The sequence below is a fragment of the Mesorhizobium sp. M0185 genome, assembly GCF_040322175.1.
GTDB lineage: Bacteria > Pseudomonadota > Alphaproteobacteria > Rhizobiales > Rhizobiaceae > Mesorhizobium.
The window spans coordinates 98,706-117,964 of sequence record NZ_JAMYSY010000010.1 but is presented as its reverse complement, the minus strand read 5'-3'; the positions used below and the strand labels follow the sequence as shown (position 1 = coordinate 117,964).

26 protein-coding genes are annotated in these 19,259 nt (G+C 61.4%); 17 read left to right on the top strand and 9 right to left on the bottom strand.

Features of this window, described 5'->3' with window-relative positions; all coding sequences use genetic code 11:
• Nucleotides 1–2 precede the first annotated feature (2 nt).
• Together NKJ20_RS10990 and NKJ20_RS10985 are read left to right on the top strand one after the other, a co-directional pair.
• Entirely contained in the window at nt 3–512 is a 510-nt protein-coding gene (locus NKJ20_RS10990) for an SGNH/GDSL hydrolase family protein (protein ID WP_352744013.1), read from the top strand.
• Nucleotides 502–732: a hypothetical protein gene (locus NKJ20_RS10985; RefSeq protein WP_352744012.1), complete on the top strand. Its 231-nt coding sequence runs from the start codon at nt 502–504 to the stop codon at nt 730–732. The genes NKJ20_RS10990 and NKJ20_RS10985 overlap by 11 nt, the downstream gene beginning before the upstream one ends.
• Before the next feature lie 72 nt (nt 733–804).
• Here the strand turns inward: NKJ20_RS10985 and NKJ20_RS34135 are convergent, their stop codons facing one another.
• Nucleotides 805–1,296 carry a GFA family protein gene (locus NKJ20_RS34135; protein WP_502894794.1) on the bottom strand — a complete coding sequence of 164 codons (492 nt, stop codon included), beginning with the start codon at nt 1,294–1,296 and terminating at the stop codon, nt 805–807.
• A gap of 14 nt (nt 1,297–1,310) precedes the next feature.
• Nucleotides 1,311–1,676, bottom strand: coding sequence for a VOC family protein (locus NKJ20_RS10980; protein ID WP_352450996.1), 366 nt, complete (start codon nt 1,674–1,676; stop codon nt 1,311–1,313).
• An 87-nt stretch (nt 1,677–1,763) separates the two neighbouring features.
• On the opposite strand from NKJ20_RS10980, the gene NKJ20_RS10975 reads away from it, so the two are divergent.
• Nucleotides 1,764–2,420 carry a TetR/AcrR family transcriptional regulator gene (locus tag NKJ20_RS10975; RefSeq protein ID WP_352450997.1) on the top strand — a complete coding sequence of 219 codons (657 nt, stop codon included), beginning with the start codon at nt 1,764–1,766 and terminating at the stop codon, nt 2,418–2,420.
• A gap of 346 nt (nt 2,421–2,766) precedes the next feature.
• Here NKJ20_RS10975 and NKJ20_RS10970 read toward each other — a convergent pair whose 3' ends face one another.
• From NKJ20_RS10970 to NKJ20_RS10960, 3 genes are all read right to left on the bottom strand, one after another.
• The gene (locus tag NKJ20_RS10970) at nt 2,767–3,312 is read right to left on the bottom strand and encodes a dihydrofolate reductase family protein (RefSeq protein ID WP_352450998.1); all 546 of its coding nucleotides are present in this window, start codon (nt 3,310–3,312) and stop codon (nt 2,767–2,769) included.
• Between the two features lie 102 nt (nt 3,313–3,414).
• Complete coding sequence (locus tag NKJ20_RS10965) at nt 3,415–4,038, bottom strand: dihydrofolate reductase family protein (RefSeq protein ID WP_352450999.1); 624 nt, start codon at nt 4,036–4,038, stop codon at nt 3,415–3,417.
• A gap of 319 nt (nt 4,039–4,357) precedes the next feature.
• Entirely contained in the window at nt 4,358–6,418 is a 2,061-nt protein-coding gene (locus NKJ20_RS10960) for a N,N-dimethylformamidase beta subunit family domain-containing protein (protein WP_352744010.1), read from the bottom strand.
• Between the two features lie 193 nt (nt 6,419–6,611).
• On the opposite strand from NKJ20_RS10960, the gene NKJ20_RS10955 reads away from it, so the two are divergent.
• The 9 genes from NKJ20_RS10955 (at nt 6,612) to NKJ20_RS10915 (ending at nt 15,452) form a co-directional block, all read left to right on the top strand.
• On the top strand, nt 6,612–7,385 hold the full coding sequence (locus NKJ20_RS10955; protein WP_352744008.1) for an SDR family NAD(P)-dependent oxidoreductase: 774 nt from the start codon (nt 6,612–6,614) through the stop codon (nt 7,383–7,385).
• Between the two features lie 80 nt (nt 7,386–7,465).
• The gene (gene hisD / locus NKJ20_RS10950) at nt 7,466–8,788 is read left to right on the top strand and encodes a histidinol dehydrogenase (RefSeq protein ID WP_352744006.1); all 1,323 of its coding nucleotides are present in this window, start codon (nt 7,466–7,468) and stop codon (nt 8,786–8,788) included.
• A 15-nt stretch (nt 8,789–8,803) separates the two neighbouring features.
• Nucleotides 8,804–9,826, top strand: coding sequence for a zinc-dependent alcohol dehydrogenase (locus NKJ20_RS10945; protein WP_352744004.1), 1,023 nt, complete (start codon nt 8,804–8,806; stop codon nt 9,824–9,826).
• A 31-nt stretch (nt 9,827–9,857) separates the two neighbouring features.
• Nucleotides 9,858–10,589, top strand: a complete 732-nt coding sequence (hutC, locus tag NKJ20_RS10940; protein ID WP_352744002.1) for a histidine utilization transcriptional repressor HutC — start codon at nt 9,858–9,860, stop codon at nt 10,587–10,589.
• A 224-nt stretch (nt 10,590–10,813) separates the two neighbouring features.
• On the top strand, nt 10,814–11,815 hold the full coding sequence (locus NKJ20_RS10935) for an ABC transporter substrate-binding protein (RefSeq protein WP_352615287.1): 1,002 nt from the start codon (nt 10,814–10,816) through the stop codon (nt 11,813–11,815).
• Nucleotides 11,816–11,912: 97 nt separating this feature from the next.
• Entirely contained in the window at nt 11,913–12,710 is a 798-nt protein-coding gene (locus NKJ20_RS10930) for an ABC transporter permease (RefSeq protein WP_156937326.1), read from the top strand.
• A 10-nt stretch (nt 12,711–12,720) separates the two neighbouring features.
• On the top strand, nt 12,721–13,503 hold the full coding sequence (locus tag NKJ20_RS10925; protein ID WP_352451005.1) for an ABC transporter ATP-binding protein: 783 nt from the start codon (nt 12,721–12,723) through the stop codon (nt 13,501–13,503).
• A 204-nt stretch (nt 13,504–13,707) separates the two neighbouring features.
• Nucleotides 13,708–14,109: a YciI family protein gene (locus NKJ20_RS10920; RefSeq protein WP_051406115.1), complete on the top strand. Its 402-nt coding sequence runs from the start codon at nt 13,708–13,710 to the stop codon at nt 14,107–14,109.
• A gap of 86 nt (nt 14,110–14,195) precedes the next feature.
• Entirely contained in the window at nt 14,196–15,452 is a 1,257-nt protein-coding gene (locus tag NKJ20_RS10915; protein WP_352744000.1) for an RNA polymerase sigma factor, read from the top strand.
• Between the two features lie 87 nt (nt 15,453–15,539).
• On the opposite strand, the gene NKJ20_RS10910 is transcribed toward NKJ20_RS10915, so the two are convergent.
• From NKJ20_RS10910 to NKJ20_RS10895, 4 genes are all read right to left on the bottom strand, one after another.
• Nucleotides 15,540–15,947: a PIN domain-containing protein gene (locus NKJ20_RS10910; RefSeq protein WP_352743998.1), complete on the bottom strand. Its 408-nt coding sequence runs from the start codon at nt 15,945–15,947 to the stop codon at nt 15,540–15,542.
• Nucleotides 15,937–16,167, bottom strand: a complete 231-nt coding sequence (locus tag NKJ20_RS10905) for an AbrB/MazE/SpoVT family DNA-binding domain-containing protein (protein WP_023676182.1) — start codon at nt 16,165–16,167, stop codon at nt 15,937–15,939. Before NKJ20_RS10905 ends, NKJ20_RS10910 begins: the two co-directional genes overlap by 11 nt.
• Before the next feature lie 107 nt (nt 16,168–16,274).
• Complete coding sequence (locus NKJ20_RS10900) at nt 16,275–16,703, bottom strand: type II toxin-antitoxin system VapC family toxin (protein ID WP_352743996.1); 429 nt, start codon at nt 16,701–16,703, stop codon at nt 16,275–16,277.
• Nucleotides 16,700–16,942, bottom strand: coding sequence for a type II toxin-antitoxin system Phd/YefM family antitoxin (locus tag NKJ20_RS10895; RefSeq protein ID WP_352451010.1), 243 nt, complete (start codon nt 16,940–16,942; stop codon nt 16,700–16,702). Before NKJ20_RS10895 ends, NKJ20_RS10900 begins: the two co-directional genes overlap by 4 nt.
• Before the next feature lie 259 nt (nt 16,943–17,201).
• Between NKJ20_RS10895 and NKJ20_RS10890 the strand changes: the two genes are divergently transcribed.
• From NKJ20_RS10890 to NKJ20_RS10870, 5 genes are all read left to right on the top strand, one after another.
• Complete coding sequence (locus NKJ20_RS10890) at nt 17,202–17,525, top strand: ArsR/SmtB family transcription factor (RefSeq protein WP_023716560.1); 324 nt, start codon at nt 17,202–17,204, stop codon at nt 17,523–17,525.
• Between the two features lie 5 nt (nt 17,526–17,530).
• Entirely contained in the window at nt 17,531–17,932 is a 402-nt protein-coding gene (locus tag NKJ20_RS10885; protein WP_502902803.1) for an SRPBCC family protein, read from the top strand.
• Between the two features lie 98 nt (nt 17,933–18,030).
• Nucleotides 18,031–18,396, top strand: a complete 366-nt coding sequence (locus tag NKJ20_RS10880) for a VOC family protein (protein ID WP_352743992.1) — start codon at nt 18,031–18,033, stop codon at nt 18,394–18,396.
• An 87-nt stretch (nt 18,397–18,483) separates the two neighbouring features.
• Nucleotides 18,484–18,714 (top strand): hypothetical protein, encoded by a 231-nt coding sequence (locus tag NKJ20_RS10875; RefSeq protein ID WP_352547400.1) that lies wholly within the window; start codon nt 18,484–18,486, stop codon nt 18,712–18,714.
• Nucleotides 18,715–18,718: 4 nt separating this feature from the next.
• Entirely contained in the window at nt 18,719–19,189 is a 471-nt protein-coding gene (locus tag NKJ20_RS10870; protein WP_352743991.1) for a DUF1801 domain-containing protein, read from the top strand.
• Nucleotides 19,190–19,259: the final 70 nt, after the last annotated feature.

The following is a 19,259-nucleotide window of genomic DNA, read 5'->3' as shown; positions in this document are numbered from 1 at the left end:
TGGTGAATTCTCAACGAAAAATCGTGGCGTGCCTCGGATCGAGCAGCACGGCGGGCAAGGGCCAGGCATTCGATTGGATCGCGGAGCTCCGCCGGCGGCCGGGCAACGGGCAATTTGAGTTCCGGAATTTTGGCGTCGGCGGCGACTTGGCCTACAACGCGCTGCAGCGGTTGCCGGATGTGCTCGCCTGTCGTCCCGACAAGGTCATCGTCTGGGTCGGCGGGAATGATGTTCTCACGCTCGTGTCACGCAAAGTGCGGCGATTCTTTACGTTTTGGAAGCGTCTGCCCCGCACGCCTTCGCCCGATTGGTTCCACGAGAATCTGGCCGAGATAGCACGCAGGCTGAAGCGCGAGACGGCGGCGGACATCGGCCTTTGCTCGCTCCCTCCGATAGGAGAAGCGCCGGATTCGGACGACCCGTTCCAGAGCGAGCTCAACCGGCGGATCAAGGAATATTCTGCGATCGTGGCGGCCATCGCGCACGAGGAACGCTGCGGCTATGTCCCCTGAGGCGCTCACCGAGGCGGTTCGCGCCTCGCCTGGCCGGGCCTACACGGCGTTCAACTTTCTTCCATTCTATCGCGATGCTTTTCGCGTACTGGTGCTGCGGCAGCGTCCGGATGATGTCGCCCGCGTAAATGGCTGGCTATTTCACACCGACGGCGTGCACTTGAACAGCCGGGCAGGGCTGATCGTGGCGGATCGCCTACAGAAATTCGTTCAGGCCTGAACCCTGAGCGGCAAGGCTGTATCCGATTTGCGCACCTATCTGAATGTCTTATCGCGCAGGCTGGCGGCCGGTTTATCGACCTAGCAACATCGCCACGCGCGATGCCAAAAGTTTAACGACGAACCCTAGAGGATAACCCCGGTGGCTCGGCACGTCGTCAGGAATGACATCGCTGTCCGACTTGAACTTAGTGCAAATCCGCAGCTGCAGTGGCGGGAGTTCTCCGTGAAACCGCGCTCTGTATGCCGAGACCCAATGCGGACCTCTATCGAAGTTCATTAACATCGCTGAATTGCAGCACATGGCGATGACCCTATTCGTGGCTGAAGTTTCCTTAAGCTTGTAACCCCTCAGCAATTCGGCCCCCTTGGAGCACTCGATGCGGTCCTTTCGATAGAGGATGTATGCGGTGCCGCCATCGGGATCGCGTATGGCGCCAGCACCTGGCAAAGCTTCGATCTGATCAGCTCCCTTCCGGCAGTCGTCGCAGTAGCAGGCACTGCTCACGATCGGCCTGCCAAAGGCTTTGAGTTCGACGCCACCGCAAGAGCAAGTTGCGGTCATGATAGGTGAGTGCGTCATCTGCTGGTGATCATCATGCGATTGCCCTCGCTGTCCCGAAATTCCGCGATCGAGCGCCCCGGTTGCCATGGCGCAAGGCGCGGTTCTGCTATGATCTCGGCGCCTCGCGATTTGAGTCTCTGAACGGTGACTTCGATTTCGTTGTCAACCAGCACGAGGACGGGCTCCTCAGATGGTGTTTCGTCCTTGCGCCTTAGGAAGTGGAGGGTGGTTTCGGCACCTGGAAATCCGAGTTCGATCCATCGCCACCCATCATTGCCCATTGGCTGATCGGCGACGACGCGGCAGTTCAGGTGATCGATGTAGAATGCCTTGGCGCGTTCCTGGTCGAACACCGGAAGCTCCGCGAACTGGATGTGCATTGTCGATCTCTCCCCATTGCATCCCGGCTCAAATCAAACTAGACGGTCCAGTACTATGAGTCAATTAGCAGCGCAGGCGCCAGGGGCATGACCAGGACGCCCTCAGCAGGTGTTTCACAAGAACTCGACGAGCAGGGCCGATCGGCACAAAAGCGGCGGGCCATCCTCGATGCGGCGACAGAGGTGTTTCTGCAAAAAGGCTATCTGGCCACCAGTATGGATGAGATCGCAGCGCTTGCGGCGGTGTCGAAGCAGACCGTCTATAAAAATTTTCCAGGCAAGGAGACGCTGTTCGTGGAGATCGTAAGCAGCGTGACCAATCGAGCCAGCGATCGGGTCCACAGTGAAATGCCGGACCTCGCTGAGGGCGAGGATGTTGCCGAATATCTTCAGCGCTATGCGTACCGACAGCTTACCGTGGTGCTCACGCCGCGTGTCATGCAGCTGCGCCGTCTGGTGATCGGCGAGGTCGGCCGCTTCCCAGAACTGGCAAAGGCGCTCTTCGATGGCGGACCCGGGCGCGCAATTGCGGCGATGGCAGTGTTGTTCGAGCGCTTGGCTGATCGCGGCCTGCTTGCGATCGATGATCCGGCCGTCGCCGCTTCCCAGTTCAATTGGTTGATTATGGGCGAGCCATTGAACAGGGCCATGCTGTTGGGTGACGAGTCGATTCCGAAACCGGCGAAGCTTCGACGGCACGCCGCGGCCGGCGTGCGGGTGTTCCTTGCGTCATACGGCAAGTGAGGCACGCCACGGCGACGAGCGAATGCCGGGCGCTACCGTGCGGACCGTTCGGCCGTGTTTGACGGTCCTTTTTTTGGTCCCCAGTGGGTCGCGGCTTGTTGCGGCGCGGCTGTCGAAAATCGACCGATTGTTGTCGATAGTCGCCGAAACCGAGCTGATCCCGAATCGCCGAAATTCCCTTTTGAAATCAAGAGCGCAGATTTCTGACGGATCGCAGAGTCGGTTCTTTAGGGCGTGCAGAAAAGTTTGTGCTGCCGCCTCCTCGCGTTACCATGGCTCAAAACGATCGAGAGGGAATGAGCTCAAATTCGATCCGACGGACATTAGGATGTCGGGTGGGTTATGATCAGGCGGGAACGTACGTCACTCTGATCGCGTCCTCGCCAACCCGGTCGCTGGCCACGAGACGCAGCGGTGGCCGGGGGCCGGCGAAGAATGCCTTGCCGCGACCAAGCACGATGGGACGGAAGTAGAGCCGGTACTCATCGATAAGGCCAAGCTCGGTCAGACTACCCGCAAGCTCCGGTCCGGCGACTTCGATCTCGCCCTCGTGTTCGGCTTTAAGCGCCCTAACGAACCCTTTGAGATCGTCGTCCACCAGCGTGGCGTTCGGCCCGACCGACTTCAGGGTGCGAGAGACGACCCATTTCGGCTGCGCCCGCCAGGCCGCCGCAAAGTCGCGCCCGACCTGGTCCTGTCCCGGCTGATCCTCGTCCCAATAGCGCATTACCTCGTACATGCGCCGGCCGTAGAGGCTGCCGGCGATCCCGCGCACATGGGCGTTGAAGTGGCGATGGAGCGCCTCGCCCGGCATCGGCAGCCCGGGCCCGCCCTCGGCGCCAGCGACATAGCCGTCGAGCGACTGCATCATTCCGAACACAAGCTTCGCCATGCACAGGCTCCTATCGATCGACGACGATCCGAAGGGATCGCATTCATTTATACCTCGCCGTCACTTCGTCGGTTCGTTGGCTGCACACATTCTCTGACGTGTTCACGTTGGCCGGTAAATCTGCGCCACCGCGCCCCCCGGGAAGGCTTTCGAGCTCACCAGCTTGAGAGACATCGGCGCGACCAGTTCGGAGAACAGCGGCAGGTCTTTGCCCAGCGCCACGGGGGCCACCGTCAGGGCGAGCTGGTCGACCAGTCCTTGGGCGACGAGACTCCGGGCGAAGCTCACTCCGCCGTGGGCGATGATCGGCTTGCCCTCTTGGGCTTTCAACTTCGCGACTTCCTCCGCCAAGTCACCGCTCGCCACATAGGCCTCCGCCCAACTTTCACCACCGGGCTGTAACTTTGCCGGCTGACCGGTTCCCGCGTTGACGGCGCGAGCCTCATCGAGCGCCGCCGACTTGCTCACCTCCCTCAGGATCTCCGGTCCCCGTCGTGAGAAGACGGCCTTGGGGATCTGGTTCATCGGCGCCGCGAACTGGTCGCAGGAGATCGGCCACCAGGCGGCCATGTCACGGAAGCTGCGGCTGCCCATGATGTGCAGGCTCGAGTTCCATATGAACTCTACGCCCCAGGCCTTCGCCTCTTGATCGGCGCCGAACATCCATGTGTTTCGGCCATCCAGGTCACGGATCGATATGGACATCTTCAAGATCAGGTCTCTCATCGCTTCTTCCTAGCGCTGGTGAGACCGAAGGACGGGCCAGATCGGTCAGTTCCGACAATTCGTTGCGGGATAGTCCGACAACGCTTGCACGCCGCCGAAGAGGGATACCGAGCTTCCTTGCCTAGTCGGCGAGGGTGTCGTTGATGCCGCGCCAAATTCTGGTTCAGCGCCGTTTGTCAAAGCAGCGCACCTGAAGGTTGCGGCTGAGGCAACTGCCGTCCGCCAGGTGGCGAGAGGCATGTGAGACGAAGCCGGTGCACGCCGACTGATTTGACTCCCAAAAACGGATACGGGTCTTTCCGTAACGGCGCCAATCAGCTTATCGATTTTTCTCGGCCGGTTCTCCTTTCGTGGCGCCGAGGCGGGTAAGCAGATTGAGCGTGATCCTGCCGACATCGTTCATGGCGCCTGCGGCTGGCAGCGCGCCGCACCAGGCAACCGAGCTTGCGGAAAAGATCAAGCCGCCTGCTGCGAGCTTTCGCAGGGTCATTTCGGCGCAGCGGCGGGCGATGCGTTGCCTATCCCCGCCCTCGTACCAGCGCGTCGGATCCTGAAAGAAGCTGTCGGGAAATCCCGTCGCACGCGCGATCACGACGGTGTCAGCGGAAGTGCCGAGGGCTGGGTCCGTCGCATCCACTTCGTAGCCCGCGGCACCGCCCAGCACGATGCCGTCCGTGCCAAAGGTCGCATTTTCAACGCCTTCGAACAGCCATGCGCATCCTGCTTCATGGCTTTCCTCAGTGCGCGTGAAGGGGCGTGCGCCATCGAAACCCATCAATGAGATTGCACTGCCGATCAGCGAGAATTCGCCTCGGCCGCGGCAGCGGAGATAGCCGCCTGGTTCGTTGGTGATCGACAGCGCCTGTTCGGCGACCGGGCCGTCCCAGGTGCGGCCGGCCTCCAGCGGCGAGCGCCGCAACTCCATCAGATCGTCCTTGAAAGCCACAGTGGCAGCAAAGCCGTTTCCGCCGAGATAGGCGATGCTGCCGCCTTCGGCTACAAACTGCCGCAGCGCCTGCTCCATCTCGATCGACATATATTCGGGATGACTGCCGGTGACGACGGCTTGATGTCGACGCAAACCGTCTATGCCGCATTCGTGCAAATCGTGATCGGTCAGGATGTCAAACACGATTCCATTGTCGTGGCAGAATCGGAGGAAATGCAGATCGACCGGCAAATTGTGTGGGCAGCCGCAGAGCGGATAATCGTAATCGTCCCTGAGCGTCACTTTCGGCTTTTTGTAGGAGCAAATGGAAACACCGCTAAGGTCGGAATGGTAGTCGTAAAGGGATTTCAGATTGTTGGCGATCGCGAAGCGATGTCCGCGGTCGTCGCCTTTCCATTCATAAAGATGATCCGGGAGACATTCGTCCGCGTAAGCGAGATAGGTCGCCGTCGGCACGAGATACAACAGCGGCGACGAAACCTGTGAAGAGGTGACGAAGAACACCACGCGTTCGTAGCCACCCTCCCATTCGACCTGGAACGCGTAGACGCCTGGGTGTGCGTTTTCAGGGATCGTCGCGCGGTGCGATGCCGGCCACTCAAGCGGGCCGATATCGTCGTCGTGGCAATGGATAGCGTCGTAGTGCGACGGCACCAAGCGAGGCTCGAAGCTCGATCCGTCCCAGCGTGCCGAAGTCACGCAGAAGGCTGGCTGATTGATCACGTCGAGGAGCAACGGATCTGCTCCGCCCGACGACAGGATCGGCTGCGTTGGTAACAGCGTCGGGAAATCCCAGGCAATGGTCCCGTGTGGGGTGTCGAGCCGGATCGCAGCAAATTTCGCGTTGAGGGTAGGTTCGTGGTTGGTGGCACTTGCGCCGAAATGGATGCCGTGCGCCTGGAGGTTCCGCGCCGGGCCGCCAAAACCTTCATGGAGTTCGTAAGGCGCGAGACGGTCGTGGGATTTGATGCGCAGACGCGATTGTTCCTGCCGCAGGTCCAACTCGACGGTGAGCCACACACCAGTTGGCGCCTTCTTCTCGACAAAGGTTTCGTCACCGATTTTCACGACAAATGCGCCGTCGCGGAGGCGCAGCCCGAGGGCGCCTGCCTCCAGGATCGTGCGCGCACCTTCGTTGCGCGTGAGGAACAGCTCAAAACGTATGACGTGGACGGCTTGTACTTTGGCCAGTTCGCCGGCTCGCACGAACAGGAACGACCCTTGGTCGAAATGCCGACGCCGTGCTTCACCTACCGTTTCGATGGGCCAGGCGAGAAATTCCGGAGCCGGCTTGTCGAGCCGGCAAATTCGTGTGGCCTTTATCGGCCGATCGCATGACAGGCTGAGCTTGATCCGCTGGCCTGCTTTGGCACTCCAGGGGGTGGTATAGCCAACCACGCTCATCGCGTCGTGGTCTACTGCGCGCTTCATCTATCCCTCCCGATGAACTCCAGATGGGCTGGGGCGAACCGCGTAGTCCGGTCCGATGTCGGCCAATGCGCTGCCGCTCTGACAAGTTCCGCATGGCGCACTACAGCCATGATGTACATGCTTGTATAGATAAGCTGCATTCGGATAGTCTCGACGCGATCGGTCCAAGCGCGACATTACCAAGGAGGATGACATGCGCAACGCATCTCTCTTCGATCTGTCAGGCAGGAAGGCGCTTGTAACCGGCGCAAGCCGTGGCATCGGGCGCAGCATCGCCGAGGCGCTCAGCGCGGCCGGCGCCGACGTCGCGGTCACGGCGCGCAGCGTGGCCTCGCTCGAGAAGACGATTGCCGCCATCCGCACCGCCGGCGGGGTCGCGCATGCCATCGCCCTGGATGTCACCGATGTCGACCGCTGCCGGGCGGCGACTGCCGAGGCCGGCAGCCTGCTCGGAGGTCTCGATATTCTCGTCAACAATGCGGGGGTGGAAGAGGTCCGGCCTTCACTCGATGTCGACGAGGCCTTGTGGGACCGGATTGTCGATACGAATCTCAAAGGCGCCTTCTTCTGCGCCCAAGCCGCCGCGCGGCAGATGAGAGACGCCGGACGGCCCGGCGTCATTATCAATCTCTGCTCGCTGACCTCCGAGGTTGGGGTTCCCACGGCGGTGCCGTACGGCTCGTCGAAATCAGGCCTCCTCGGCATGACGCGGGCGCTTGCAGCGGAGTGGGCCGATCTCGGGATCCGGGTCAACGCCATTGCGCCTGGCTATTTCAGGACAGCGATGACAGACGTGTTCTACAGCAACGAGGCATGGCAGCAATCGATGCTCGCCAAGATTCCGCAGCGCCGTTTTGGTGATCTCTCGGACCTGCACGGAATCGCGGTGTTCCTCGCTTCGGATGCGGCAGCCTACATAACCGGCCAGTCCATTCCCGTGGATGGAGGCTTTCTCGCATCGATTTGAAGGCTTCAGGGGCCGGAGACGTGTCCCAGAAGTGATCGACAAGCGCTAATCGTAATTGCGTTCTAAGAAAAGGAGCCGCCATGTCTGACGTCAGCTTCCACCGCCTGTCATCCCTCAGTGTCGATCAGCGGGCCAGTTTACTGAAACGCGCCGAAGGAGATCTGTCTTCCTTCATCGAAAAGGTCCGTCCAATCATCCAGGCCGTCAAGGATGAAGGTGACGCGGCACTGCTCCGGTTTGCACGCGAACTCGACAAAGCCGATGTTGCCGACGGTGGACTGAAAGTTTCGGAAGCGGAGTTCGACGCGGCATTCGACAAGGTCGAAAAGGATGTCGTGGAGAGTATCCGGTTCGGCATCGAGAACATAAGGCATTTCCACGAGGAGCAGCGCCCGGAAACAATGTGGCTCAAGGAAGTTCGGCCAGGCGCCTATGCGGGCGACCGATACACACCGATTGCTTCCGTTGCGCTTTATGTTCCGCGCGGCAAAGGCGCCTTTCCCTCGGTGACGATGATGACCTCGGTTCCGGCGGTGATTGCCGGGGTTCCCCAGATCGCGATCGTGACGCCTGCGACTTCGGATGGTTCCGTCGACGCCGCGACGCTGGTTGCTGCCCGCATCGCCGGCGTGGAGACCGTGTACAAGTGCGGCGGCGCCCATGCGGTCGCCGCCGTCGCCTATGGGACCGAGACCGTGAAGCCTGCCATCAAGATCGTCGGGCCGGGGAGCCCCTGGGTGGTGGCGGCAAAGAGCGTGTTGTCCCCGATCATCAACACAGGTCTCCCCGCCGGTCCTTCCGAAGCGATCATTTTTGCCGATCACAGCGTCGACGGCGGCCTGGCCGCTCTTGACCTGTTGATCGAGGCCGAGCACGGGCCGGATTCCTCGGCCTACCTGGTGACGCACAGCCGCAAGGTCGCCGAAGCCGCGTTGATTGCGATACCGGAACACTGGTCCAGGATGAGCGAACAGCGTGTGGAGTTCTCACGCGCGGTGCTGACGGGGAAGCGCGGCGGCATCGTGCTGACCGAGTCGCTGGAGGACAGCTACCGGTTCATCAACGACTATGCGCCGGAGCACCTCGAGATTCTGTCAACGGAGCCATTTGCGCATCTCGGACGTATCACGGAAGCCGCCGAGATCCTCATGGGTCCGCATACGCCGGTGACCCTCGCCAACTTCGTCCTCGGGCCCAATGCGGTGCTGCCGACCAGCCGGTGGGCGCGAACCTTTGGACCGCTTTCCGTGACGGATTTCGTCAAGAGATCGTCGGTCGGCTATGTGACCTCGGCGGCCTATCCGGAACTCGCCCTGCATGCCCGCAGGCTCGCCCGCTACGAAGGATTCAGCTCGCATGAGAACGCGGTTTCGGAGATCCGCGATCGCTATCTCGCCGGCTGAGCGGAAATGATGACGATGAGGGCGGCGCGACTCTATGGACCCGGCGACTTGCGCGTCGAGGATATCGCCGCGCCAGGCGCTCCCGAACCAGGCTGGGTGAAGCTAAGGGTCGATGCCGCAGGCATTTGCGGTTCCGATCTCCACAACTTCCGCACGGGCCAATGGATAAGCCGATCGCCTTCGACGGCTGGCCATGAGCTGACAGGCACGGTGATTGCCATCGGCGAGGGCGTGGATACCGTCGGTGTTGGCGACCGAGTGGTCGCCGATTCCCGTTTCTGGTGTGGAGAATGCGCGCAATGCCATGCAGGCAAGCGGCATCTTTGCACGTCGCTGGGCTTCGTCGGCGAGATATGCGACGGCGGATTTGCCGAACAGGCGGTCCTGCCCGCACGCCTCCTGCACATCGTCGATGCCGTGCTTGACGAACGGGTCGCGGCGATGGCCGAGCCGCTGGCTGTAGCGTTGCACGCAGTGCGGCGTCTGCCGAAAACGGCCGGCTCCGTTCTTGTCGTCGGCTGCGGGACTATCGGCGGGCTTGCCGCACTGCTGCTTTCCCGGACATTCGCAGGTACCGTGCTCGTCGCCGACCGCAATCAGGGCCGCTGCGCCCGCGTGGCGCGTGTGACCGGCGCCAGCATCGTCGACTTGAACCGGGACGCCATTGCCGCCGCCACCGCGGATGCCCCCTTGCTCGCTGCCGTCGAAGCAACCGGCAGCGTCGCAGCACTCGGCCAGTTGCTCGGCGTTCTCGATGCCGGCGGCACCGTTGCGATGGTCGGCATATTCCATGGCCGCCTCGACATCGATCCCAACATTCTGGTTGAACGCGAAATCGCATTGCTGGGATGCCACGCCTTTGCCGATGAGCTTCCCGACGCCATTCGGATGCTCGGCGAATTGACCGAGCCCATGGTCGAACTGATCGACCGCGAGATCGGCCTGGATGATGTTCCCGCAGCCTATGAGCGGCTGTTGGCGGGGCAGGGCGATGGTTTGAAAACAATCATCCGGATGCGGTCTGCCGGGCGCGTGTGATTTCCGAACCTTGCCGGAAAGGATTTTTGTAATGATCACTTTGCCCGACACCGCCAGCCCTCTTTACGAGAAGGTCAAGGACTACATCCTGACGAACATCGGAACGGGGCGATGGAGCAAGGACCGCAAGCTGCCGTCCGAAAATGAATTCGTGGCGACACTCGGCGTGTCTCGGATGACGGTCCATCGTGCCTTGCGGGAGTTGACCTCTGCGGGTTTTCTGATCCGGCTCCAGGGCGTCGGCACATTCATCGCGCCACCTCGACCGCAATCCGCACTGATCGAGATCAACAACATCGCGGCGGAAATTGTCGCGCGGGGAAACAGGCATCGCTCCGAGGTTATCGTCCTCGAAAAGATCATGCCGACAAAGGAGCTCGCGCTTTCGTTCGAGTTTGCAAAGCGCGTGTCGGTCTATCATTCCATCGTCGTCAACTTCGAGAACGACCTGCCTGTGCAACTGGAAGAGCGCTTCGTCAACCCGGGCCTGATACCCGACTATGACAAGCAGGATTTTTCCAAGACAGCGACCTACGACTACCTCATGCAGAAAACCCCGGTGACGGAGGTCGAGCATATCATCTCAGCGACCCCTGCCGATACCGAAACGGCACGGCATCTGGGCATCGATACCGGCAGCTGCTGCCTGTTTCTGCATCGCCGGACATGGACGGGCGCCGTCGTTGCCACGATCAGCAAGCTGACTTACGTTGGCAGCCGCTACTCGCTTGGCAGTCGATATTCTCCATCCAAAAAAACCTGATCGCAGTGAAGCGAATCAGAGTCGGAAGGAGGGGCTAACTTGTATATGCATGTATGTATTTAGCCTTGACATCCGCTGTTGCTGACGTTGAAGTGTCGTCGCACTTTCGTTGAACGAACAGCTAAGATGCCGAGGCACGGTGCCGCAAGAGCAGAAGCCCGCATTCTCACCAGGCCGGATGTTTGGTTCAAAAAAGCGGCCTAATCATCAAGGGGAACAAGATGATGCGTAACCTAGCAGGACAATTTCGGGCACTCGTTATGGCTGCTGCCGTCGGGTTTGCCCCGGCGGTCTACGCGGCCGACACGACAATTCCGGCGACGCCTGAGGCAGGAACATTCAAGATCGGCATCGAGCCATGGCTTGGCTACGGCCAGTGGCACGTCGCCGAAGCCAAGGGTCTGTTCAAGGCAAACGGGCTGTCCGACGTGCAGATCGTGAACTTCGCCGAGGACAAGGACATCAACGCCGCCCTGGCGAGCGGCCAGCTCGATGCCGCCAACATCGCGACCCACACGGCTATGGGAATGGTTGCGGCCGGCCTGCCGGTGAAGATCGTGCTTCTGCTCGACGTCAGCATGACGGCAGACGCCATGATCGCCGGCAAGGACGTCGCCTCCGTCGCCGACCTCAAGGGCAAACAGGTGGCTTTCGAGGAAGGCACGACGAGCGACATCCTGCTCAAATACGCGCTCGCCAAGAATGGCATGTCCATCGCCGATGTCCAGCCGGTTCCAATGCCGGCGGCGGATGCCGGCAGTGCGTTGATCGCCGGCCAGGTCCCGGTGGCGGTGACCTATGAGCCCTATCTCACCGCGGCCAGGGCACAGAACAAGGACGTCAAGCTGCTCTTCACCGCAGGCGAAGATCCCGGCCTGATCAGCGACGTGTTCGTGGTGCGCGATGAGGTGATCAAGTCGCGTCCCGGCCAGGTGCTTGCCATGATCAAAACCTGGGATGCGGCCCTGAAGGCTTACAATGCCGACACGCCCGACGGCCGGGCGATCATCTCCAAGGCAGTCGGTTCGAGCGTCGAAGACCTCAACACCGCCTTTGATGGCGTGCGTTACTATACTCTCGCCGAAAACAAGGATGCGCTGACGGGCGAATTTTCCACCAAGACATTCGCCGATGTCGAGGCAGCCGCCAAGAACGCCGGGCTGCTTCAGGCGGACGTGACGCCGGAGCAGATGATCGACCCGTCATTCGTCAAGGCCGCGAAATGACGAGGGCCGGCTCGCGGTGGTGACGCAAATGTCCGCGCAGCGTGCGACCAAGCCAAGCCCGTCTCACGCAGCGCCGGGGCCGGTGATCAAACAGCCGATGCGCCGTCGCCGATCCTCCGGGATCGGCGCGCCCATCGCACGCTCGCGCTTCCTGATGATAGCAGTGGCGGTTTTTGCCGGCCTCGGTCTCGCCTGGTGGGCGGCAACGGGGCTGGGGCTGGTAAAGCCGATTTTCCTGCCCTCGCCGGGGAGCGTGGTGACCCAGCTCGGCAAGCTCTCGGGTGACGGCACGCTGTGGCTGGATGTCAGAGCCTCGATATACCGTATTTCCATTGGCTTCCTCATCGCCTCGGCATTGGCGATTCCGATTGGCGTGCTGATCGGCAGCTTCAGGACTTGGGAAGCGGCGATCGAGCCGCTTGTCGATTTCATCCGCTACATGCCGGTGGTCGCTTTCGTGCCCCTCTCCATCCTGTGGTCGGGGACGGGCGATGCCCAGAAGTTCCTGATCATCTTCATCGGCACCTTCTTTCAGCAGGTGCTGATGATCATGGACAATGTGAAGCGGGTTCCCGCTGATTTCATTGGCCTTGGCAGGACACTCGGCCTGCCGGATCGCAGGATCTTGACCCGCATCGTGGTTCCCAGCGCCTTGCCAGGCATCTGGGACACGTTGCGCATCAGTCTCGGCTGGGCATGGACCTGGCTGGTGTTGGCGGAACTTGTCGCGGCGACATCAGGGCTCGGCTACCGCATCACCGTGTCCCAGCGTTATTTCCAGACAAACACCATCATCGGCTACATCCTGCTGCTGGGCGTGCTTGGCCTCATTACCGACCAGGTCATGAAGGCACTGGGAAAAGTGCTGTTCCGGCAGGAGGGCCACGTGCAATGAGGCCGGGCCGATGAGTTTGCCCAAACTGCGGATCGAGGGTCTCCACAAGAGCTTCGGCACGGGCGCGCGGCGCACGGAAGTGCTGCGCGATATCAATCTCGATCTTGCCGACAACGAGTTCGTCTCGCTGGTGGGCACGTCGGGTTGCGGCAAGAGCACGCTGCTGTCGATCGTTGCCGGACTGCAGGATTTCGACGCGGGAGATCTTGCCATCGATGGCGCGCCAATCCTGCAGCCGGGCCTCGACCGCGGCGTCGTCTTCCAGTCCTACACCCTGCTTCCCTGGCTGACGGCGCAGCAGAATATCGAGTTCGCCCTCAAGGCCGCGGGTCATGATCGCGCGACCTGCCGCAGGATAGCACGCGAGCATCTCGATCTGGTCAAGCTCCCTCACAGCGCCAATCGTTATCCGTCTGAGCTTTCGGGCGGCATGAAGCAACGGGTGGCCATAGCGCGTGCTCTTTCCTATCGACCCAAAATGCTTCTGATGGACGAGCCCTTTGGCGCGCTCGATGCCTTGACCAGGCATCAGATGCAGGAACTCCTGACGCAGATCTGGGAGGAGCACAGGCTCACCGTGCTCTTCGTCACCCATGATGTGGAAGAAGCCGTCTACCTGTCGGACCGCATCGTCGTGATGGGGATCGGCCCGGGACGCATCATGCAGACCTTCAATGTCGATATCGAGCGCCCGCGCCGGGAAGAGGTCATGGAAACCCCGGCCTTTATGGATTTGCAGCGCAGCGTACACAAGGCGATCCGCGAGGCTTCAAAACGTCCCGAAATGGTTTAGGCGGGCCACTCAATTACTTACAATCGGCGACCAGCGTTGCGCCCAATCTCGATATCGCGCCATCGCGATTCCTGACCAGGGGAGCCGCGATCGGCGTCTTTCTCCTCAACCTCGAAAAAAATTTGCAGGACAATGTCGATTTCCTAAACTCCGTTCGTCGTTTCGATGCCGGCCGGTGAGTCCGGCTCAACAAGGAGACAGACGATGCGTGTGATGGTGCTCGTGAAGGCTACCGAGGACAGCGAAAAGGGCTTTGTCCCCACGCCCGAGGCGAAGGAGGCGATGGAGGCGATGGGCAGGTTTAACGACGAGCTGCGCAATGCCGGCATCTTGCTCGACGCCGATGGCCTCAAGCCCTCCTCGCAGGGCAAGCGCGTTGCGTTCGATGGTCCCCGCCGGACGGTCATCGACGGGCCTTTCGCCGAGACCCGCGAACTGGTCGCCGGCTTTTGGCTCTGGGAAGTCAAGGACATGGACGAGGCGGTCGCCTGGGTGAAGCGCTGCCCCAATCCCATGCCGGGACCGAGCGAGATTGAAATCCGGCCGCTGTACGAGATGGCTGATTGGCAATGGGAATCTGACGCCGGAGGTCACGGAAATCCATGACCGGACGCGCGAGAAGCTCAGCGGCAACTGAACCTGTTGGCCGCAACCTGTTTTGCCTTCGTTATGGCTTTGGCCGATAAGGCAGCATGACGGCAGGCGAGACGCAGCAGGCGATCGAGGCGATTTTTCGCATTGAACGTGCCCGGCTCATCGCGGGCCTGGCCCGCCTCGTGCGCAATGTCGATCTTGCAGAGGAACTGGTGCAGGACGCCCTCGTCATAGCCCTATCCGAATGGTCCAGGACCGGCGTTCCGGCCAATCCCGGCGCTTGGCTGATGACGGTCGCCAAACGCCGCGCCATCGACGCGATCCGTCACGACAAGATGCGCGAGCGCAAGCATGAGGAGATCGCGCGGGAGCTGGACGGCGAGTGCGATGGTACGGCCGAGGGAAACGAAATGGCCATGAACGACGATCTTGGCGACGAGCTGCTGGGCCTCATCTTCACAGCCTGCCACCCCATACTTTCGGCCGACGCCCGCGCGGCCCTCACGCTGCGTGTCATCGGCGGCCTGACGACGGACGAGATCGCCCGTGCTTTCCTGTCGAGCGAGGTGACGATCGCCCAGCGCATCGTCCGCGCAAAGAGGACGATCGGAAAGGCCGGGCTCAGCTTCGAGGTGCCGCGCGGCGCCGAGCGTGCGGCGCGTCTGTCCTCGGTGCTGGAGGTCATCTATCTCATCTTCAATGAAGGCTATGCTGCCACGGCAGGCGACGACCTTGTCCGGCCGAGCCTGTGCCTGGAGGCACAACGGCTCGGCCGCATGCTGGCGGGGTTGATGGCCGAGGATGCCGAGGTGTTCGGCCTGCTGGCTCTGATGGAAATCCAGGCATCGCGCCTGCCGGCACGCATCGGGCCGGACGGCGCCCTCTTGACCCTGACCGAGCAAAACCGCGCGCGCTGGGACCAGCTGCTGATCCGCCGAGGCCTTGACGCGCTGGCCCGTGCCGAAGCCCTCGGGGGCGATGGCCCCTATGTGTTGCAGGCCGCGCTTGCAGCCTGTCACGCGCGGGCGCGCAGTCCGGCCGAAACCGACTGGCCCCGCATCGCAGCGCTCTACGACCGGCTGCGTGCAGTGATGCCCTCGCCGGTGGTCGATCTCAATCGAGCGGTCGCCCACAGCATGGCCTTCGGGCCCGAAGCGGGCCTGCGGCTGGTAGACGAGATTGCCGACGCCGCCGCCTTGCGCAATTATGCGCCATTGCCGGCGGCGAGGGGCGATTTTCTGTTTCGGGCCGGCCGGCTGGCCGAGGCCCGCGCCGAATTCGAGGCTGCGGCCAAGCTCACCCGCAACGTGCGCGAAGCGGCCTTTCTCCTCGCCCGCGCAGACGCTTGTGGTTGACAGCATCGCTCTCCGTGCCCGACGCGCCGCTCGGCAACATCGAAAGCCGCCAGTTCGCTCCCGGCCAGCTCCCTTCAATGAGCGTGATCAGCTCGCAACGCGAAAGGGATTAACGATGCGCAAGCCTTCGTCGAGCGCCATTGCGTGCTGCATGTCCTCTGACCAAAGTGTATCGCAGCCAGCGTGAACCGCCGCGGAGACGATCATCGCGTCATAGGTGGAAAGGCCGTACCGCTCGGCGAGCCTCAATCCTGTTTCGTGGGTCTCGAGCGTGAGCGGATGAACCGTCAACAGGCCGCGCAGCGTGGTCAGCAGCGCATGCGTGTCGTCCCATGACATTTGCATCTTCCGACGCGCGACATTGGTGAGTTCATTGAGAACCTGCACGCTGATCGCCCCGCCATCGGCGATGGCCGCCTCGGCCCGATCCGCCTTCGCCGTGTCGCCTGACGCGATATGAAGAAGGACATTGGTATCGAAAAAACTAACGGGCATTTGCCTCGTCCCGATCGAATTTGAAGTCAGCGGGAAGCCGACCGCGGAAGGCGCGGAGACGCTTCAGCAACTCCTCACGCCCGGGCTTCCGCGCGACGCCAAGCTGGCGGGCGTCAGCGACATGGATTTCGATCTCATCGCCTTCCCTGAGTTCAAGCGCTTCGACCACAGCGGCGGGAAGGCGGACCGCAAGACTGTTTCCCCATTTGGCGACCTGCATGCCACTTCCTCTCTTAGATATACGCTGGAAGAAATGTATATCCACAAGTCGTCAAGGTCAAGAATTGCAGCCAATCGGTTTATTCATTTTGGAGGAGAGGGCCTCGATCATGCCAGCAACTGCGTCGGCACGCCGAGAATCGGTCCTGCCTCGGCGAGCCGCTGGTCGAGGGTCCACACCGTGGCGCCATGCTCCGATGCCGTCGCGAGGTGCAGGGCGTCGCCAGCACGAAGCCCGAGCATATGCTGATCGGCGAATTTCGCGGCGACCCGAAAATGCCCGCCCGTCACCGGCAGCACGGTGAAGCTCTCAGCGACAAGCCTATTGAACATCGCGAGCGCTGCCGCGCGTTGCTCCAGGTCGATCTGTCCGGTCCGAAGCTTGATCGCCATGGCGGAGGACATCTCGGTGATGGTCCAGCCGCTGATCACAAGTTGCGCTGGGTCCTGCTCCACCAGCCAGCCCTGAACGCGCGCGGTCATGGCTTCGTTGGATAGCGCCGCGATGATCAGCGAAGTATCGAGATAGGACGTCAATAGCGATCGCCATCTCGCATCGATCGCACCAGATCGGCGGCAGCCTGAGCCTGCAGAGGCATGGTTGCGGTCAGGGATTGGAGCACGACGGCGTCGATCCGTTTGCGAGGGCGGGCCACGGCCGTGAGCCTGGCGACCGGCTTGCCACGCCGGGTTATGTCGATCGAGTCTCCAGCTTCAACCCGGTCGACGAGCTCACTCAGATGTGCCTTGGCGTCCGCCAGATTGACCGCGTCCATGTCACGCTCCTGACCATGTAGATAGTCATATAGCGCATCATACTTGACGATTCCAGCGCAGAGTACTTTGGCACACCAGGCTGCCCCAGGTCAGCGACTGTCGCGGCGCGCGACCATTTTCTCGTTCCACTTCTTGAAGACCGCTGTGTGAGCGAAGCAGGTGATCGCTCCTGCAACGAGAATTATGCCGCTTCCCGCTTGACTCACACATATCCCGGTGGTTATACATCGATCAATAGCCGAAGGGTTATCGATCCCAATGCCAAACGCTCACGATGTACTCTTCAGAACGCTTGCCGATCCGACTCGGCGCGCTATTTTTGAGCGGCTGTGTCGCGAAGGAGAGCAGACGGTCGGGGCTCTAACGGCTCAGGCCGGGATCTCGCAACCGGCCGTGTCAAAACATCTCGGCGTTTTGAGGCAGGCCGGGCTCGTGCGCGACCGCCATGCAGGGCGACAGACCCATTATAGCGCGCAGCTTGCTGCGCTTGCCCCCCTGATTGACTGGACAAGCCAGATGACCGGGTTCTGGCAGAGCCGGTTCGACGACCTCGAAGACCTGCTCAAAAGGATGGACCAGTGAACGAAATGGCGACCGAAACGCTCTCCGTCATTGTTGAACGGGAAATCGCTTATCCGCCCGAGAAGATCTGGCGCGCGCTCACGCAACCACACTTGATCGAGGAGTGGCTCATGAAAAATGACTTCAAACCTGTCGCGAACCACCGCTTCAATCTTCACGCAGACTGGGGCGCTGTCGAATGTCAGGTGCAGACGGTCGAGCCGAACAGAACACTGACTTACACGTGGGATACCAAGGATCTCAAGAGTGTCGTCTCCTGGACCCTCACCCCCACGAGCACCGGAGCCCGCTTGCGCATGGAACAGTCGGGCTTCCGGCCGGATCAGCAGCCTTACTTCCGGGGTGCCAAAGTGGGCTGGCCGAGGTTCTTTGACGACCTGGAGCAGGTTCTGGCGCGGACGGACTGAGATCCGCTGGGCTATCCAAGCAAGGGCTCTGTTACAGAGCGACATCACGAGGCGATAATGGAGGCAAGCCAATGAAGATCAAGTTGGCCAAAGTATACGTGGACGACCAGGAAAAGGCACTGGGCTTTTACACCGAAACGCTCGGCTTTACCAAGAAGGCCGATTTCAGCAATGGGCCGTTTCGCTGGCTGACCGTTGGATCACCCGACGAGCCGGACGGTGCCGAGCTGCAACTCGCGCTCAATGACAACCCCGCTGCAAAGACCTACCAGCAAGCCATTCTCCAGCAGGGCCAGCCCGCGGTCATGTTCTTCACCGATAACGTCAAGGGCGACTACGAGCGCATAAAAGCGCGCGGCGCCGAGTTCACGATGCCGCCGACCGAAGTAACCGGCTCGACCATCGCCCAGCTGAACGACAACTGCGGCAATCTCGTTCAAATCACCCAACTGGCGCGCTGGTAAAGCATGCGTTCAGTGGCGTGGCTGCCCGGCGGGAGTCGCCAAACGGGCCGCCCGATCCGCTTCGGTTCGTCTTCAGAGGAGGTCTCAATGGATTGGAACAAATGGGTTCGGCAGATCCACCGCTGGCTGTCGATTATCTTTGCGGCGGTCGTCGCCGCCATCTTCATTAGCCTGGGAGTAGGCAAGGAACCCGCCTACTGGGTATACCTCTTGCCGCTGTTTCCACTCGGCTTGCTCCTGCTTACCGGTCTGTACATGTTCGTGCTGCCTTACGCTCCCAAGTGGCGCAACGCGGGGGGCACCGGCGCATTGGAGTGAACGCATGGCCAACAAGACGTCCATCAAGTCAGCGGCGGTCGCGAAGAAGCCCGCCGCCAAGCCTGTAGCCGCCAAGCCGGTCCTCCTCGCAGGCGGCAACCCGCAGATTCCGAACGGTGATGGTGACGCTCCTGTGCAGGCCTACATCGCGGCCATGCCTGGCTGGAAACGCGACGTCGGCCGTCGCCTCGACGCGCTCATCGAGCGCAACGTTCCCAACCTGCGCAAGGCCGTCAAATGGAACTCGCCCTTCTATGGCGTCGAGGGTCAAGGCTGGTTCCTCAACTTCCATTGCTTCACAAAGTACATCAAGCTGGCTTTCTTCCGCGGCACGTCGCTGCATCCTGTCCCTCCAGGCGAGTCCAAGCACAAGGACGTGCGCTACCTCGACATCCGCGAGGACGACCAGCTCGACGAAGCTCAACTCACCGACTGGGTAAAGCAAGCCGGCCAGTTGCCTGGCGAGCAAATGTGAGTGGAATGCGAGTCATTCCCGCAAACCCGGTGCCGACTAGCGGTATTCATGTGACGGGCGAGCGGCAACA